The following is a 13,877-nucleotide window of genomic DNA, read 5'->3' as shown; positions in this document are numbered from 1 at the left end:
ATCAGCGGCCGGTAAGGCTGTCGGCTGCGAACTCCCGGCGGTAGCGGACCTCCGTTCGCCCGTCGAGAGGCAGCGGCTCCTCCCCCACCACAACGAACCCCGTACGCTCAAGCACCGCACGGGACCCGGCGTTGTCGGCGTACGTCGCGGCACGCAGCGCGGTCAGCCCGTACTCGGCGGCGGCCAGCTCGCACAGCCGGCGTACGGCAGTGGTGGCGAGGCCGCGCCCCGCCGCGCTCTCGGCGATGCGATATCCGAGCTCAGCCTCGCCCTCCGTCACGTCGACGAGATTGACCCGCCCCAGCACGGCGCCGTCCCCATCGACCAGGACGTGGAAGTGGCAGTCCCCGGCGTCCTGTTCGGCGAGCAGGGCGGCATGCCGCACGTCGAACTCATCGAAGTAGGCATCGCCACGGTCAGGCACGGACTTCGCGAAGTAGTCGCGGTTCTCGCGCTCGAAGGCGAGCACGGCGGGAGCGTGATCGCGGCGCAGACGCTGGAGTTCGGGCATGGCTGAAACCTAGCGCGAGGCAGTCGCTGTCAGTGCCGGGCGGTAGCGTCCGTCGTCCGAACCGCCCCTCATCGAGGAGAGGCCGTGGACCACGCCATGGGCAACACCTACTCACCCATACCCGAACTGAACCTGCTCAAGGAGTTCCACGACGGGCCGGGGAAGGCGGGATTCGCCGACGGGTTCGAGATGTACGAGTACGGTCGGCGCGACTCCGGCCTCGTCGAGTGGCTGGGTGTGACCGACTCCCCGGAGTCGCGGGCCCGCCTGGACCGCCTTGTGCCCTTCGCGCAGGCCACCGGCTCCGGGTCGTTCTACGCGCTGTGGTGCTGCGACGACCGCGCCGATCTCGCGACTCTGCCTGTGATCCTCTTCGGTGACGAGGGTGATCTCGATGTCGTGGCGTCCGGCCTGCGGGACCTGTTCCGGCTGCTGGCCATCGACCACGAGTGGTATCCGCCCGACTGGGAGTGGGCCGAGGACGAGGAGCACAGCGTGGCGCACACGGAATATCTCGCTTGGCTGGAGGAGAGGTTCGGCCTGACCGCGCCCGAGGATGGCGACGCCATCTTCTATCGCGCGCGCGACGAGTACGGCGTGCGGTTCATGGGCTGGCTCCTTGAGTTCTCACCGGAGCACGTCGTCGACGCACTCCGCGAGAACCTCGACGCGTAGCCGGTCCCGCTCCTTCTTGCCCGGCGGGCAGCGGCCGCCCTAGCGGCATGCTCGACGAATTCAGGAGAAGTGGCCAAGTACCTTGGGCGCGTCGTTCAAGAAGGCTAATGAGGAACCCCAGTGACATGATGCACGAGATCGAGGACATCGAGCGGGAGAGGCTCCGCGTTGCCCGGCGACCGTCCCTCCAGGACACACCGCCGGTGCTGAGCTTCTTCGATGTGACACCGACTGTGTCGGCCGACGATTACGCGGATCACCTGCGGTCCGTTCTCGACGCTGCGTTGGCTCTGGCCCTCTCCGAAGGATTCGAAAACCGACCTGCCCGTAGAGGCCGTCCCTCAGTGGTTCGCCGCTGTGAGCAGCCCCCTGTTCCTGGAAGCCCCTGAATTCGCGAGGGGCGGCAGGGAGCACTACAACTCCGCGTTCCAGGGTGGATCCTGGAGGCTTCAGGAGTGGCTCTACGAGTTCGACCCCGAGTCCGAGACCCGGGGCTGGGCCTGGTGGGATCTGACGCGGTCGGCGGAAGGCAGCATCCGTATCTGGGTCGACAGTTGGGGCGAATCCTTCTTTGCCTGCGGCGAACTGCGCTGGCTCGCGCTCGTCGCCGGCGCCGATGAGGTGAGCGGGCCGCACCTCGCGCCCGGGAAAGTCTATTTGGGGGTCCGTGAAGGCATGCGCTCGGCCACTTGCGCCTGGGTGTAGCCGCGCTCCTGACGCGTCCCGGCAAGCCGCCACGCGCGAGCCTCGGCGAGCATGCGTTCGGCGCCTTCGAGGAACGCGTCACAACCCCCCGATAGCTCCTCCGCCCGCTCGCGGTGTCCGCTGGACGACGACCACTTGATGTGTCCGCTCACTTGCCGCGCTCCTTCTCGCACCCCAGGCGCGTGCTCTAGCGGTCACTAAACCCGGATGAGGGGGGCTCAGCCTCAGCCCCGGAGCACCCCCACCGAGTTGTCCCTCGGGTCCAGTCGCACATGCAGTCGCTCCCCCGCCCCCGTCACCCTCGTCCTCACCTGTACCCCCTCCGGGAGGTCCGGCAGGGTCGGGGATACCCCGCACTCCCCTCGCACCCTGTCCAGCAACTCCCGCATTTCCTTCGGGGCGGGACGCGTGCCCAGGTACCAGGCGACTCCCTCTCCGTACGGGTGGCGGGTCACCGATGGGGTGCCGGTGTCGGGGAACGAGAGCACCGCCTCCGCGCCCTCCAGATGGATCTCCTCCGACCAGGTTCCGTCCGCCCTCGGGGCGAACTCCTCCACCCTCAGGCCCAGCAGCGCGCGGAACGGGGCCGGGTAGCCGCCCAGGTGGACTCTGTCGTGTTCGTCCGTGATTCCTGAGAAGTAGGACATGACCACCGTGCCGCCACCCCGTACGTAGGCGTCGATGCGTTCCGCAGCTTCCGTCGTTACCGAGTAGAGGTTGGGGATCAGGAGCAAGCGGTAGTCGGTCACGTCTGCCTCGGCCGACACCACGTCGCACGCCACCGACGCGTCGTACAGCGGCTTGTGGTGGGCCAGGGCCGCGTCCAGGAGCGTCACGTCCTTGCTGGGGTGCGCGTCCAGTTCCAGGGCCCACCAGCTCGGCCAGTCCAGGAGGAGTGCCGCGTCCGCCCGCTCGGGGCGGGAGGCCATCAGCTCCGGGTACTCCGCCAGTTCCGCTCCCAGGGCCGTCACCTCCCTGAAGATCCGGCTCTCCCTGCCCCCGTGCGGCACCATCGCCGAGTGGAACTTCTCCGCTCCCCCGCGCGACTGCCGCCACTGGAAGAACAGCACCGAGTCCGCCCCGTGCGCCACCGCCTGCCAGCTGTCCAGGCGCATCCGGCCCGGCGGCTTCCTGCCGTTGCGCTCGCGCCAGTTCACCGCGCCCGGCGCCTGCTCCAGGAGCAGCCACGGCTGCCCGCCCTTCAGGCCTCGCATCACGTCGTACGAGAACGCCGTCCGGTGGAGCGCGTCCGGATCGTGCGGGTCCGGGTACGAGTCGTACGACACCACGTCCAGGTGCGGGGCCCAGCTGAAGAGGTCCAGCGTCTTCGCGATCGGGACGAAGTTCGTCGTCACCGGCACCGCTGGCGTGATGCTGGTCAGGACCTCCTTCTCCGCCAAGTAGCACGCCAGTAGCTCGTCCGACGAGAAGCGCCAGTAGTCCAGTTGCTGGGACGGGTTGCGGAACGACGGGGCCTTGCGCGGGGTGTGGATCTCCTCGAACGTGCCGTAGCGCTGCGACCAGAAGTCCGTGGACCAGGCGTCGTTCAGCGCCGCCACCGTCCCGTAGCGCTGCCGCAGCCACCTGCGGAACGCCGCCGTCGACACCTCGCAGTGGCAGTGGCGCGAGATGTGACAGCCGTATTCGTTGCCGATGTGCCAGAGGGTGAGCGCGGGGTGCTTGCCGTAGCGCGTGGCCAGGCGTTCCGTCAGGCGCACCGCATGGCGGCGGTAGACCGGGCTCGACGGGCACCAGTGCTGGCGCGAGCCGGGGTGCAGGCGCGTGCCGTCCTCCGTCACCGGGAGGGTCGAGGGGTGCAGCCGCGTCAGCCAGGGCGGCGGTGACGCCGTCATCGTCGCCAGGCTCACCGCCACTCCCCCCTCCGCCAGGCGGTCCATGTGCCCGTCCAGCCACGCGAAGTCGTACGTACCCGGAGCCGGCTCCGTCTTCGCCCACGAGAAGATCCCGAGCGTCACCAGGTTCACGCCCGCCTCATGCATCAACTCCTGATCCTCTACGTGCACTTCCGGGCCCCACTGCTCCGGGTTGTAGTCGCCGCCATATCCCAGCGACGACACCCGGTCATAGAAGTGACCCAGTCTCACCCCGCGCCCCTCCCTCATCCCACACCCCTCGACTCCTGTCCCGACCGCGCCGCGATCCCCCGGAAGTGATCCGCCATCGCCCGCTGCGCCCGCTCCACGTCCCGTGCCCGCAGCGCCGTCACGATGTCCCGGTGCCTGCTCACCGTCACCTCCGGCGCCGGGTCGCGCGCCCAGCCCCGCACGCCCGCCACCCGGTGGAAGACGTTCCAGAACGCGCCGAGCAGTTGCGGCACCAGTTCGTTGCCGAGCGAGCGGTAGAGCGTCTCGTGGAACTCGCGGTCCAGTTCGGGGAAGGCCGCGCCCCCGTCCGCCGACTCCTCCATCTTCCGCACCAGCGCTTCCAGTTGGCACAGCTCCTCGTCCGAGAGCAGCACCGTCACCCGCCGCACCAGGCCCTCCTCGAGGACCTCCCGCACCTGAAGGATCTCCGCCAGCGCATGCGTGTCGTCCGCCCGTTGCACGAGCGCGCGGAACGTGAGGCCGTCCGCCAGCGGGGTCAGTGACGCCTGTCCCACATACGTTCCGTAGCCGTGCCTGATCTCCACGATGTCCAGGGCCTGGAGCGCCTTGAGCGCCTCGCGCACCGAGTTCCTGCTGACCCCCAGCTCCTCCATCAGCTCGGCCTCGGTGGGCAGAAGCGCGCCCGGCCGCAGCCTTCTGTCGAGGATCAACTGCATTATTTCGCGCTGGACTTGACTGCCCACACGCCGTTCGCGGACTGGCTCCTGAGGCATGCGGCACATCGTAGGCACGGATGACATCCCACGTCCCACCTCCGGACCAACATCGTTCCGCAGGGGCCGGATTCGGATCCGTGCGCGATCTCTTGACCGGCCATCGCGGCGCTCTTATGGTCGCCACGCCACCACGACGTAGGACGTGGGATCTCTCAAGGGAGACACAGTGAGCGACCAAGTGAGCGACCGAGCGGACGATCAAGCGCGCGGCCAGAGGACCCGTACCGGCTCCGCCGCACCCGCACCGGACCGCCGGTCCTTCCTCAAGTACACCGGTGCGCTGGGCGCGGCCGCCGCCATCACCACCACGCTCTCCGCCTGCTCGTCGGGACCCGAGTCCACGAACGACGCCGGAGGGGGCGGCGGGACGGGCGGCGACTCCACCCTCACCGCCGTCATCGGCTATGGGAACGACGGCAGTTGGGACCCGACGCAGACCGCGTCCGCGTTCGCGATGGCCGGCAACGAACACATCTACGAGGGGCTGCTCAACACCGACCCCATCACCCGCGAGCCGTACGCGGCGCTCGCCACCGAGATCCCCACCGACGACAAGGCGACCACCTGGAAGTTCACGCTGCGTCCCGGCGCCAAGTGGCACGACGGGAAGCCCGTCACCGCCGACGACGTGGTGTTCGTCTTCGACCGCATCCTGGACCCGAAGACGCAGACCCTGGCCAAGGGCTTCTTCGAGAGCTGGCTGAAGGGGGTCAAGAAGGTCGACGCGACCACCGTCGAGCTGACCCTCAAGTTCCCCTTCCCCGACGGGCTAGCCCGCCTCTCCCTCGCCAAGATCATGCCGAAGCACGTCTACTCCAGGCCGGGCGCCTGGGACGAGGCGACCAAGGGCAAGGCGGTGGGCTCGGGCCCGTACAAGCAGGCGTCGCACCACCCGAAGTCCAACACCACCTTCGAGGCATTCGGCGACTACAACGGCCCGCGCAAGGCAGCCTTCAAGAAGATGAACTGGCTGACCATCGTGGACGCGGCGCCCCGCGTCGCGAAGATCTCCGGCGGCAGCGCGGACTCGGAGATCTCGGACAACATCCCGTACGCCAACATCGAGCAGCTCAAGAAGGGCGGGCTCACCGTCGAGGGCGGGGCGGGGATGAACAACCTGTTCCTGATGTTCAACACCGCGCACAAGCCCTTCGACGACGTACGCGTGCGCCAGGCCCTGCACTACGCCATCGACACCGAGAAGATGATCGAGGTCGCGCTCAAGGGCCACGGCAAGGCGTCGACCTCGTTCCTCAACGAGTCCAACCCCTCCTACCGCCCGGCGAAGACGGTCTACGCGTACGACCCCGACAAGGCGAAGAAGCTCCTGAAGGACGCCGGGGTCAAGAATCTGTCGATCAACCTCATGGCGGTGAACGTGAGTTGGATCGTCGACTGCCTGCCGACCATCAAGGCTTCATGGGACGCGATCGGCGTCAAGACGACCCTGGACCCGCAGGAGACCACCGCCGTCTTCACCAAGCTGGACCAGAAGAAGGACTACCAGATCGTCGCGGCCGCATCGAACCCCAACCAGTTCGGCATCGAGGCCGACCTGATCATGCACTACAACTACGGGCCCGAGAACCTGTGGATGGGCTACGCCCGCTGGGCGGACGACTCCACGGCCAAGAAGCTCTTCAAGGACATGGACCAGGCGACGCGCGAACCCGACGCGACCAAGAAGAAGGCCATGGTCCAGGACTACATCGACATCGTCGCCGAGGAGGCCGTGATCTACCCGGTCGTCCACAACGAGCTGATGACCGCCTGGGACCCCAAGAAGCTCACCGGCATCAAGGCCCAGCCCTACCCCGGCATCAATCTCCTCCAGGCCAAGTGGGCCGACTAGCGCCCAGGACAAGCAACCAGCCCTTCCAGCACCACCGTTGGGAGTCGTACGAACGTGACCGCGATCGTCAGAATCCTGGCCCGCCGCCTCGCCCTGCTCATCCCCCTGCTGCTCGGCATCGTCCTGTTCGTCTTCCTCGTGATGCGGTTCTCCGACGTCGATCCGGCGTCGGCGTTCTTCCAGGGCGCCAATCCGACCGAGGAGCAGCTGCAGCAGTTCCGCGAGGAGAACGGCCTGCTCGATCCGCTGCCGGTGCGCTACGTCGCCTTCGTCGGCGATCTGCTCCAGGGCGACATGGGCATCAGCGTGCTCACCCGCTCGCCGGTGGTGGAGCAGGTCACCACCGCCCTGCCGCTCACCATGCAGCTGACCTTCCTGGGTCTTGGCATCGCGGTGGTCATCTCGCTGCTCCTGGGCGTGACCGCCGCGATCTACCGTGACCGGCTGCCCGACCAGCTGATCCGCGTCATCTCGCTGACCGGTGTGGCGGCGCCCGGCTTCTGGCTGGCGCTGCTCATGATCCAGTACCTGGCGGTGGGGGCGGGCTGGTTCCCGACCGGCGGATACGTCAACCCCGGTGATTCGTTCACCGGTTGGCTCAAGACGATGACGCTGCCCGCGCTCGCGCTCTCCCTGCCCGTGGCCGCCGGGCTGACCCGCATCATCCGGACGGCGGTGGTCGAGGAGCTCGACAAGGACTACGTACGGACGGCGATCGGCAGCGGCCTGCCGCCGGTCGTGGTCGTCGGCCGCAACGTCCTGCGCAACGCCCTCATCAACCCGCTGACCGTGCTCGGCCTGCGCGTCGGCTATCTGCTCGGCGGCGCGGTCGTCATCGAGACGATCTTCTCGCTGCCCGGCATGGGGAAGCTGATGATCGACGCCGTGAAGAACGGCGACCCGGCCGTCGTGCAGGGGGTCGTCATCACGACGGCCGTCGGCTTCGTGGTCGTGAACCTCGCCCTCGACATCCTCCACCTGCTGGTCAATCCGCGCCTGAGGGGGACCGCCTGATGATCATGTCGCGCAAGGCTCTGACCGAGCGGCTCTCGCGGCCCGGCATCCGGCTGCGCTCCCTGCGCAGGCTGCCGGTCCTCTCGCGGATCGCGGTGGCGGTCGTCGGCGTCGTCGTCCTCGTGGCGCTCTTCGCGCCGCTGATCGCCCCGCACGACCCGCTCGACCAGCAGCCGCAGGTGGACGGCTCGGGGCATCCCTCGGCCGACCACTGGATGGGGCAGGACAGCCTCGGCCGGGACATCCTGAGCCGGCTGATGTACGGGGCGCGCTGGTCCCTGGCGATCGGGCTCGGGGCGACGCTGCTCGCCCTGATCGTCGGCGCGGTGCTCGGCGCGATCGCGGCGACCTCGCGCAAGGCGGTCGACGAGACGCTGATGCGGTGCCTGGACATCGTCATGGCGTTCCCCGGGATCGCGCTGGCCGCCGTCCTCGTGGCGGTGTTCGGCGGCGGCATCCTCGTCCTGATCTGCGCGATCGCGTTCCTGTTCACACCGCCGATCGCGCGGGTCGTGCGGGCGAACGTGATGGACCAGTACGGCGAGGACTACGTCGTCGCCGAACGCATCGTGGGCGCCCGCACCCCGCACATCCTCATCAAGCACGTGGCCATCAACTGCGCCGCGCCGATCCTGGTGTTCTGCACGGTGCAGGTCGCCGAGGCCATCGTCTTCGAGGCCTCGCTGTCCTTCATCGGCGCGGGCGTACGGCCCCCGGACCCGTCCTGGGGCAGCGTCATCGCCGACGGCAAGAACATGGTCCTTCTCGGCGGCTGGTGGGCGACGGTCTTCCCCGGCCTCCTGATGCTGATCACGGTCCTCGCCCTGAACATCCTCTCCGAGGGCGTGTCGGACGCGTGGGCGGCGCCCGCGACGCGCGACGTGCCGGGCGCGGCCCGCAAGGAGGACCTGGAGGACCGCCTCGAAGCTCCCGAGCCGGGCAGCGGCAAGGTCCTGGAGCTGCCGGGCCTGACGGAGGCGGCCCAGCGCCTGCGATCACGCGCCCGGCCCCTGCCGGAGGGAACTGCGGTCCTCACCGTCTCGGACCTGGCGATCGGCTTCGACGCCCGGCACGGCGGCGTGGACATCGTCGACGGCATCAGCTTCCACGTACGGCCGGGTGAAGTCCTGGGTCTGGTCGGCGAGTCGGGCTGCGGCAAGTCGCTCACCGCCCTGACGGTGATGGGTCTGGAGCCGAAGGGCGCCCGGGTGAGCGGCCAAGTGAACTTCAACGGCGAGCAGTTGATCGGCATGCCGATGCGCGCCCGCAGGCGGCTGCTCGGCCACGACATGGCGATGATCTACCAGGACGCGCTGTCGTCCCTCAATCCCGCGATGACGGTCCGCTCCCAGCTCAAACAGGTCGTACGAAGAGGAGGCCGCCGCACATCGGTCGAGCTCCTCGAACTCGTCGGCCTGGACCCGGATCGCACCCTGCGCAGCTACCCGCACGAACTCTCCGGCGGCCAGCGCCAGCGCGTCCTGATCGCGATGGCGCTCTCCCGCGACCCGAAACTGATCGTCGCGGACGAGCCGACGACGGCCCTGGACGTCACGGTGCAGGCCCAGGTCATCCAGCTCCTGCTGCGCCTGCGCGAGGAGCTGGGCTTCGCGCTGATCCTCGTCTCGCACGACCTGGCCCTCGTCGCGGACGTCACCGACCGGGTGGTGGTGATGTACGGAGGCCAGATCGTCGAGACGGGCGTGACGGCGGACCTCGTCGAGACGCCCTCGCACCACTACACGCGCGGCCTGCTCGGCTCGGTGCTGTCGCTCGAATCGGCGGCGGAACGCCTGACGCAGATCAAGGGCGTCGTCCCCTCGCCCGCCGACTTCCCGGCGGGCTGCCGTTTCGCGGACCGCTGCCCCCTGGCGAGCGAGGTCTGCCGCACGACGGCGCCCGAACTCGTGGGCGGGGCGCGGCACTCCATCGCCTGCCACCACCCGGCGGAACAGCCGCCACGGGTGCCGGAGCCCAGGGGAAGCGAGGCCCTCAAGTGAGTACGGAAAACCAGAGCGCCGAGGACCCGACCGCTGACGACCTGATCACCCTCTCCGACGCGCACGTCGTGCACCGGGCGCGCTCGGGCGGGCTGTTCTCGCGTGACCGTGTGTACGCCCTGACCGGCGCCGATCTCACCATCGCGCCCGGCGAGACGGTGGGCGTCGTGGGCGAGTCGGGGTGCGGCAAGTCGACGCTCGCGAAGGTGCTCGTGGGGGTGCAGCCGCCCACGGCGGGCACGGTGTCCTTCCGGGGGCGCGACCTGTGGACGATGCGGCCCGCCGAGCGAAGGGCGGCGATCGGCCGGAACACCGCCATGATCTTCCAGGACCCCTCGACGGCCTTGAACCGCAGGCTGACGGTGCGCCAGATCCTCCGGGACCCCCTGGACGTACACAGGGTGGGTACGACCGCCCAACGCGACGAGCGGGTGCGCGAGTTGATGTCACTGGTGGGCCTCCCCAAGGTTCTGGCGGACGGGCTGCCCGGGCAGCTGTCGGGCGGGCAGCGGCAGCGCGTGGCGATCGCGCGTGCGCTGGCGCTCGAACCGGAGCTGGTGGTGGCGGACGAGCCCACGAGCGCCCTCGACGTCTCCGTGCGCGCCCAGATCCTCAACCTCCTCCTCGACCTGAAGGAGCGGCTCGGTCTGGCCCTGGTCTTCGTGTCGCACGACATCCAGACCGTGCGCAGGATGAGCGACCGCGTCATCACGATGTACCTGGGCAGGATCGTGGAGGAGTCGCCGGCGCGGGAGATCCTGGACAGGGCGCGCCACCCCTACACACGGGCCCTGTTCTCGGCGACGCCCGGCCTCCTGGACCCCATCGACCCGATCCCGCTCGTCGGCCCGGTGCCGTCGGCCACGCGCCCGCCGAGCGGATGCCCGTTCCGTACGCGGTGCTGGAAGGCGGACGACACCTGCGCCTCCTCCATGCCGGACTTCGCGTCGACGGAGGGGTCCGGGCACCGCTACCGCTGCCACCACCCCGTACGGGACGGCCAGTCCACGCACGAGCTAGTGATCCAGTCCGCCGCCACGGACGCGAGCCCCAGGGAGAATCCATGACCATGCCCACCCCGCTGACCGGTGTCGTTCCGCCCGTCTGCACCCCCCTCACACCGGACCACGAGGTGGACACGCGGTCGCTCGTCAGGCTGGTCGACCACTTGGTGGCGGGCGGGGTCGACGGGCTCTTCGTCCTCGGCTCGTCGTCGGAGGCGGCGTACCTGACGGACGGGCAGCGCAGGGTCGTGATCGACACGGTCGCGGGGCACGTCGGGGGCCAACTCCCGGTCCTGGCGGGGGCGATCGACATGGCGACGCCACGGGTCCTGGACCACGTCCGGTCGGTGACGGATGCGGGGGCGGACGGGGTGGTGGTGACGGCCCCCTTCTACACGCGCACGCACCGCGCCGAGGTGGCACGCCACTTCCGCCTGGTGGCGGCGGGGTCGCCGGTACCGGTCTTCGCGTACGACCTGCCGGTGGCGGTCCACTCGAAACTGGACGCGGAGCTGGTCCTTGGGCTGGCCGCGGAGGGTGTCCTGGCCGGGCTGAAGGACTCCAGCGGGCAGGAGGGGAACTTCCGGGAGGTGGTGCTGGGGGCGCGGGGCGCACGGGGCCGGGGGGACCTGTCCGGCTTCAGTGTGCTGACGGGGTCGGAGACGACGGTGGACGCGGCGCTGGCGATGGGGGCGGACGGGGTGGTGCCGGGGCTGGGGAACGTGGACCCGGAGGGGTACGCGCGGCTCTATCGCCACTGCCGGGAGGGGGACTGGGTGCGGGCGAGGGTGGAGCAGGAGCGGTTGTGCGGCCTGTTCGGGATGGTGCGGGTCGGGGATGCGGGGCGGATGGGGGGCAGTTCGTCGGCGCTGGGGGCGTTCAAGGCGGCGCTTCACCTTCGGGGGGTGATCGCTTGCCCGGTCACCGCGGAGCCGCAGGTGCGGCTGTCGGCGGTGGAGGTCGAGCGGGTGGGGAAGTTCCTGGCGGGGGCGGGGTTGTTGTAGGGGGCGCGGGAGCCTTGGTGACCGTCGATCACCGGCTCCGCCGGGTTCGTCCTCAAGCGCCGGACGGGCTGATGATGCAGCCCCTCCGGCGTTCGAGGAGCGAGGTCTGGGGCAGCGGAGCCCCAGGTAGGCCCCCGCGCCGAGCGGCCCGCGGCGGAGCCCACATGTCACAGACGGGAAGGGGCGGGGTGGGGGAAATGCCCCGCAGAGGCCCGCCCCGTCCCTACATCGCCCCCGCCACCCCCGGCCGAACCAACCCCGACTCGTACGCCACGATCACCAGCTGCGCCCGGTCCCTCGCGCCCAGCTTTCCCATGATCCGGCTGACATGGGTCTTCGCGGTCAGCGGGCTCAGCCCCAACTGCTCGGCGATCTCCGTGTTGTTCAGCCCTCGCGCGACCAACGCGAGAACCTGACGCTCCCGTTCGCTCAACTGCCCAGAGAGCGCGTCCGGCAGAGCGACCGCGGTCGGCGCCCGCAGCACCCTGGCGATCAGCCGAGACGTCGGGCCCGGCGACAGCAGGGACTCCCCCGCGGCCACCGTACGAATCGCCTCCAGCAACTCCCCCGGCTTCGTGTCCTTCACCAGGAAACCGGACGCCCCGGCCCGCAGCGCGTCGACGACATGCTCGTCCGTGTCGTACGTCGTCAGCATCAGGACCTTCACCCCGGCCAGGTCCTCGTCCTCCGCGAGGAGCCGCGTCGCCTCGATCCCATCGAGGTCCGGCATCCGGATGTCCATCACGATGAGATCCGCCCGCTCCGACCGGGCCAGGTCGACCGCCGCCCGGCCCGTGCCCGCCTGCCCCACCACCTCCATGTCCGGCGCGGACTCGACCAGCATCGCGAACGCCGCCCGTACCAGCGTCTGATCATCGGCAAGCAGCACACGGATCGTCATCAAAGCCCTTCCAGAGACGTAAGAGACGTGACGGACGCGACGGACTCACCAGATCCACTTGACCCACTTGACCCACTTGACCCACTCGACGCACCAGACACGACGGAAACCAGCGGCAGTACCCCCGACACCACGAAACCCCCGCCCTCCCCAGGCCCCGCCTCCAACGTGCCCCCCACACTCCGCGCCCGCTCCCGCATCCCCACCAGGCCGAACCCGGGCGTGTGCGAGGGGTCCTCCGCCGCCCGCCCGTCATCCGTCACCGTCACCCGCAGCGCCGCGTCCGCCACCCGTATCTCCACCCGGATGGTGAGGTCCGGCCCACCGTGGCGGACCGCGTTCGTCAGCGCCTCCTGCACGATCCGGTACGCCGCCGCGCCCACGGCGGGCGGCGCCTCCACCTCCGGTACGACCAGGTCCACCTCGGCCCCCGAGATGCGCGCCGCCTCCGCCAGGTCGGGCAGCCCGTCGAGACCCGGCAGCGGCCCCCGCGTCTCCTCGGCCGTGCCCGCCCTCAGCACCTCCAGCGTGGCCCGCAGTTCACCCCGCGCCGAGCGGCAGGTGTCGGCGATGTCGTCCAGCGCCCTGGCCACCGCCGCCCGGTCGAGCCGCTCCGGATCCGCGGCGAGGACATGCGCCGCGACGGACGTCTGGACGCCGACCAGCGTGATGCTGTGGGCCAGCAGGTCGTGCAGATCACGGGCCACCCGCAGCCGTTCCTCCGCGACCCGCCGCCGCGCCTCCTCCTCGCGCGTACGCTCCGCCCGCTCGGCGCGCTCCAGGACGGAGGCGACGTACTGGCGGTGGATGCGCACGTACACGCCGAGCAGCAGTACGGAGACGATCCAGCCGGAGATCCTGAGCACCTCGGCCACCTGGTGCGGGGCCACGCTCGCGTTGAGGGTCATCGTGACGCCGACGACAAGGAGGCCGGTGATCAGGGCGCGGCGCGGGCGCCCGGAGGCGGCGACGGTGTAGAGCGCGACCATGCCCACCGGGACGGCGGCCATGTGCGTGTAGTCGACGGCGTGGTACGGCGCGATGAAGGCGATCACGGCGAGCAGCACGAGCACGGGACGGCTCCGCCGCCACACCAGCGGCAGGTGCGCGCAGAGCAGCAGGCTCCACCCGAGGAGATCGGGGCGCCGCCCGTCCTCGACGAACGCGGCGAGCACGGCGGACAGCACCGCGAGCCCCGCCGCGAACAGCGCGTCGGTGCGCGGGGCGCGCCGGCTGCCGGGCACGGCGCCCGTGAAGGCCAGCAGTCCACGCGGCGCCGAGGCACGCCCTCGACCCTGACCTTGAATCCGGACCCGCGGTATGTCCCCCACAGCTGCATCCTCCCGTACGGGGGCGCCCCTCCGGGAGG

The 13,877-nt window shown here is 70.0% G+C and carries 12 protein-coding genes; 7 read left to right on the top strand and 5 right to left on the bottom strand.

From position 1 onward, the window contains the following. Position 1: 1 nt before the first annotated feature. The gene (locus ACIGXX_RS20820) at positions 2-511 is read right to left on the bottom strand and encodes a GNAT family N-acetyltransferase (RefSeq protein WP_399977541.1); all 510 of its coding nucleotides are present in this window, start codon (positions 509-511) and stop codon (positions 2-4) included. 84 nt (positions 512-595) lie between these two features. Here ACIGXX_RS20820 and ACIGXX_RS20815 point away from each other — a divergent pair, with 84 nt between their 5' ends. Together ACIGXX_RS20815 and ACIGXX_RS20810 are read left to right on the top strand one after the other, a co-directional pair. Beyond that, positions 596-1,186 carry a hypothetical protein gene (locus tag ACIGXX_RS20815; RefSeq protein WP_399977538.1) on the top strand — a complete coding sequence of 197 codons (591 nt, stop codon included), beginning with the start codon at positions 596-598 and terminating at the stop codon, positions 1,184-1,186. A gap of 357 nt (positions 1,187-1,543) precedes the next feature. After that, a complete protein-coding gene (locus ACIGXX_RS20810; RefSeq protein WP_399977536.1) occupies positions 1,544-1,891 on the top strand; it encodes a hypothetical protein in 348 nt (115 codons plus the stop codon). Positions 1,892-2,115: 224 nt separating this feature from the next. On the opposite strand, the gene ACIGXX_RS20805 is transcribed toward ACIGXX_RS20810, so the two are convergent. Together ACIGXX_RS20805 and ACIGXX_RS20800 are read right to left on the bottom strand one after the other, a co-directional pair. After that, positions 2,116-3,996 carry a beta-galactosidase gene (locus tag ACIGXX_RS20805; protein ID WP_399977533.1) on the bottom strand — a complete coding sequence of 627 codons (1,881 nt, stop codon included), beginning with the start codon at positions 3,994-3,996 and terminating at the stop codon, positions 2,116-2,118. 14 nt (positions 3,997-4,010) lie between these two features. Further along, positions 4,011-4,739 (bottom strand): FadR/GntR family transcriptional regulator, encoded by a 729-nt coding sequence (locus tag ACIGXX_RS20800; protein ID WP_361462918.1) that lies wholly within the window; start codon positions 4,737-4,739, stop codon positions 4,011-4,013. A 172-nt stretch (positions 4,740-4,911) separates the two neighbouring features. Between ACIGXX_RS20800 and ACIGXX_RS20795 the strand changes: the two genes are divergently transcribed. Genes ACIGXX_RS20795 through ACIGXX_RS20775 form a run of 5 tightly spaced genes read left to right on the top strand, consistent with a single transcriptional unit; the run spans position 4,912 to position 11,607 of the window. Beyond that, entirely contained in the window at positions 4,912-6,585 is a 1,674-nt protein-coding gene (locus ACIGXX_RS20795) for an ABC transporter substrate-binding protein (protein WP_399977616.1), read from the top strand. Between the two features lie 54 nt (positions 6,586-6,639). Beyond that, a complete protein-coding gene (locus ACIGXX_RS20790) occupies positions 6,640-7,599 on the top strand; it encodes an ABC transporter permease (RefSeq protein WP_399977530.1) in 960 nt (319 codons plus the stop codon). Next, positions 7,599-9,599: a dipeptide/oligopeptide/nickel ABC transporter permease/ATP-binding protein gene (locus ACIGXX_RS20785; protein WP_399977526.1), complete on the top strand. Its 2,001-nt coding sequence runs from the start codon at positions 7,599-7,601 to the stop codon at positions 9,597-9,599. The genes ACIGXX_RS20790 and ACIGXX_RS20785 overlap by 1 nt, the downstream gene beginning before the upstream one ends. After that, the gene (locus tag ACIGXX_RS20780; RefSeq protein WP_361462436.1) at positions 9,596-10,666 is read left to right on the top strand and encodes an ABC transporter ATP-binding protein; all 1,071 of its coding nucleotides are present in this window, start codon (positions 9,596-9,598) and stop codon (positions 10,664-10,666) included. The genes ACIGXX_RS20785 and ACIGXX_RS20780 overlap by 4 nt, the downstream gene beginning before the upstream one ends. Next, positions 10,663-11,607, top strand: coding sequence for a dihydrodipicolinate synthase family protein (locus ACIGXX_RS20775; RefSeq protein WP_399977523.1), 945 nt, complete (start codon positions 10,663-10,665; stop codon positions 11,605-11,607). Before ACIGXX_RS20780 ends, ACIGXX_RS20775 begins: the two co-directional genes overlap by 4 nt. Positions 11,608-11,830: 223 nt before the next feature. On the opposite strand, the gene ACIGXX_RS20770 is transcribed toward ACIGXX_RS20775, so the two are convergent. Next, the gene (locus ACIGXX_RS20770; protein ID WP_351160365.1) at positions 11,831-12,508 is read right to left on the bottom strand and encodes a response regulator transcription factor; all 678 of its coding nucleotides are present in this window, start codon (positions 12,506-12,508) and stop codon (positions 11,831-11,833) included. Next, positions 12,508-13,752: a histidine kinase gene (locus ACIGXX_RS20765; RefSeq protein WP_366465228.1), complete on the bottom strand. Its 1,245-nt coding sequence runs from the start codon at positions 13,750-13,752 to the stop codon at positions 12,508-12,510. The genes ACIGXX_RS20770 and ACIGXX_RS20765 overlap by 1 nt, the downstream gene beginning before the upstream one ends. Between the last annotated feature and the right edge of the window lie 125 nt (positions 13,753-13,877).

It is taken from the genome of Streptomyces sp. NPDC055243 (assembly GCF_044544025.1).
In the GTDB taxonomy this organism is placed as follows: Bacteria; Actinomycetota; Actinomycetes; order Streptomycetales; family Streptomycetaceae; genus Streptomyces.
The sequence above is the reverse complement of the archived record's forward strand: the minus strand, read 5'-3'. Positions and strand labels throughout refer to the sequence as shown.

What these genes read in the sequence shown, in the direction of transcription:
- ACIGXX_RS20775 (WP_399977523.1), top strand. Translation starts at nt 10,663, where the DNA reads ATGACCATGCCCACCCCGCTGACCGGTGTCGTTCCGCCCGTCTGCACC.
- ACIGXX_RS20770 (WP_351160365.1), bottom strand. Translation starts at nt 12,508, where the DNA reads ATGACGATCCGTGTGCTGCTTGCCGATGATCAGACGCTGGTACGGGCG.
- ACIGXX_RS20820 (WP_399977541.1), bottom strand. Translation starts at nt 511, where the DNA reads ATGCCCGAACTCCAGCGTCTGCGCCGCGATCACGCTCCCGCCGTGCTC.
- ACIGXX_RS20785 (WP_399977526.1), top strand. Translation starts at nt 7,599, where the DNA reads ATGATCATGTCGCGCAAGGCTCTGACCGAGCGGCTCTCGCGGCCCGGC.
- ACIGXX_RS20800 (WP_361462918.1), bottom strand. Translation starts at nt 4,739, where the DNA reads ATGTGCCGCATGCCTCAGGAGCCAGTCCGCGAACGGCGTGTGGGCAGT.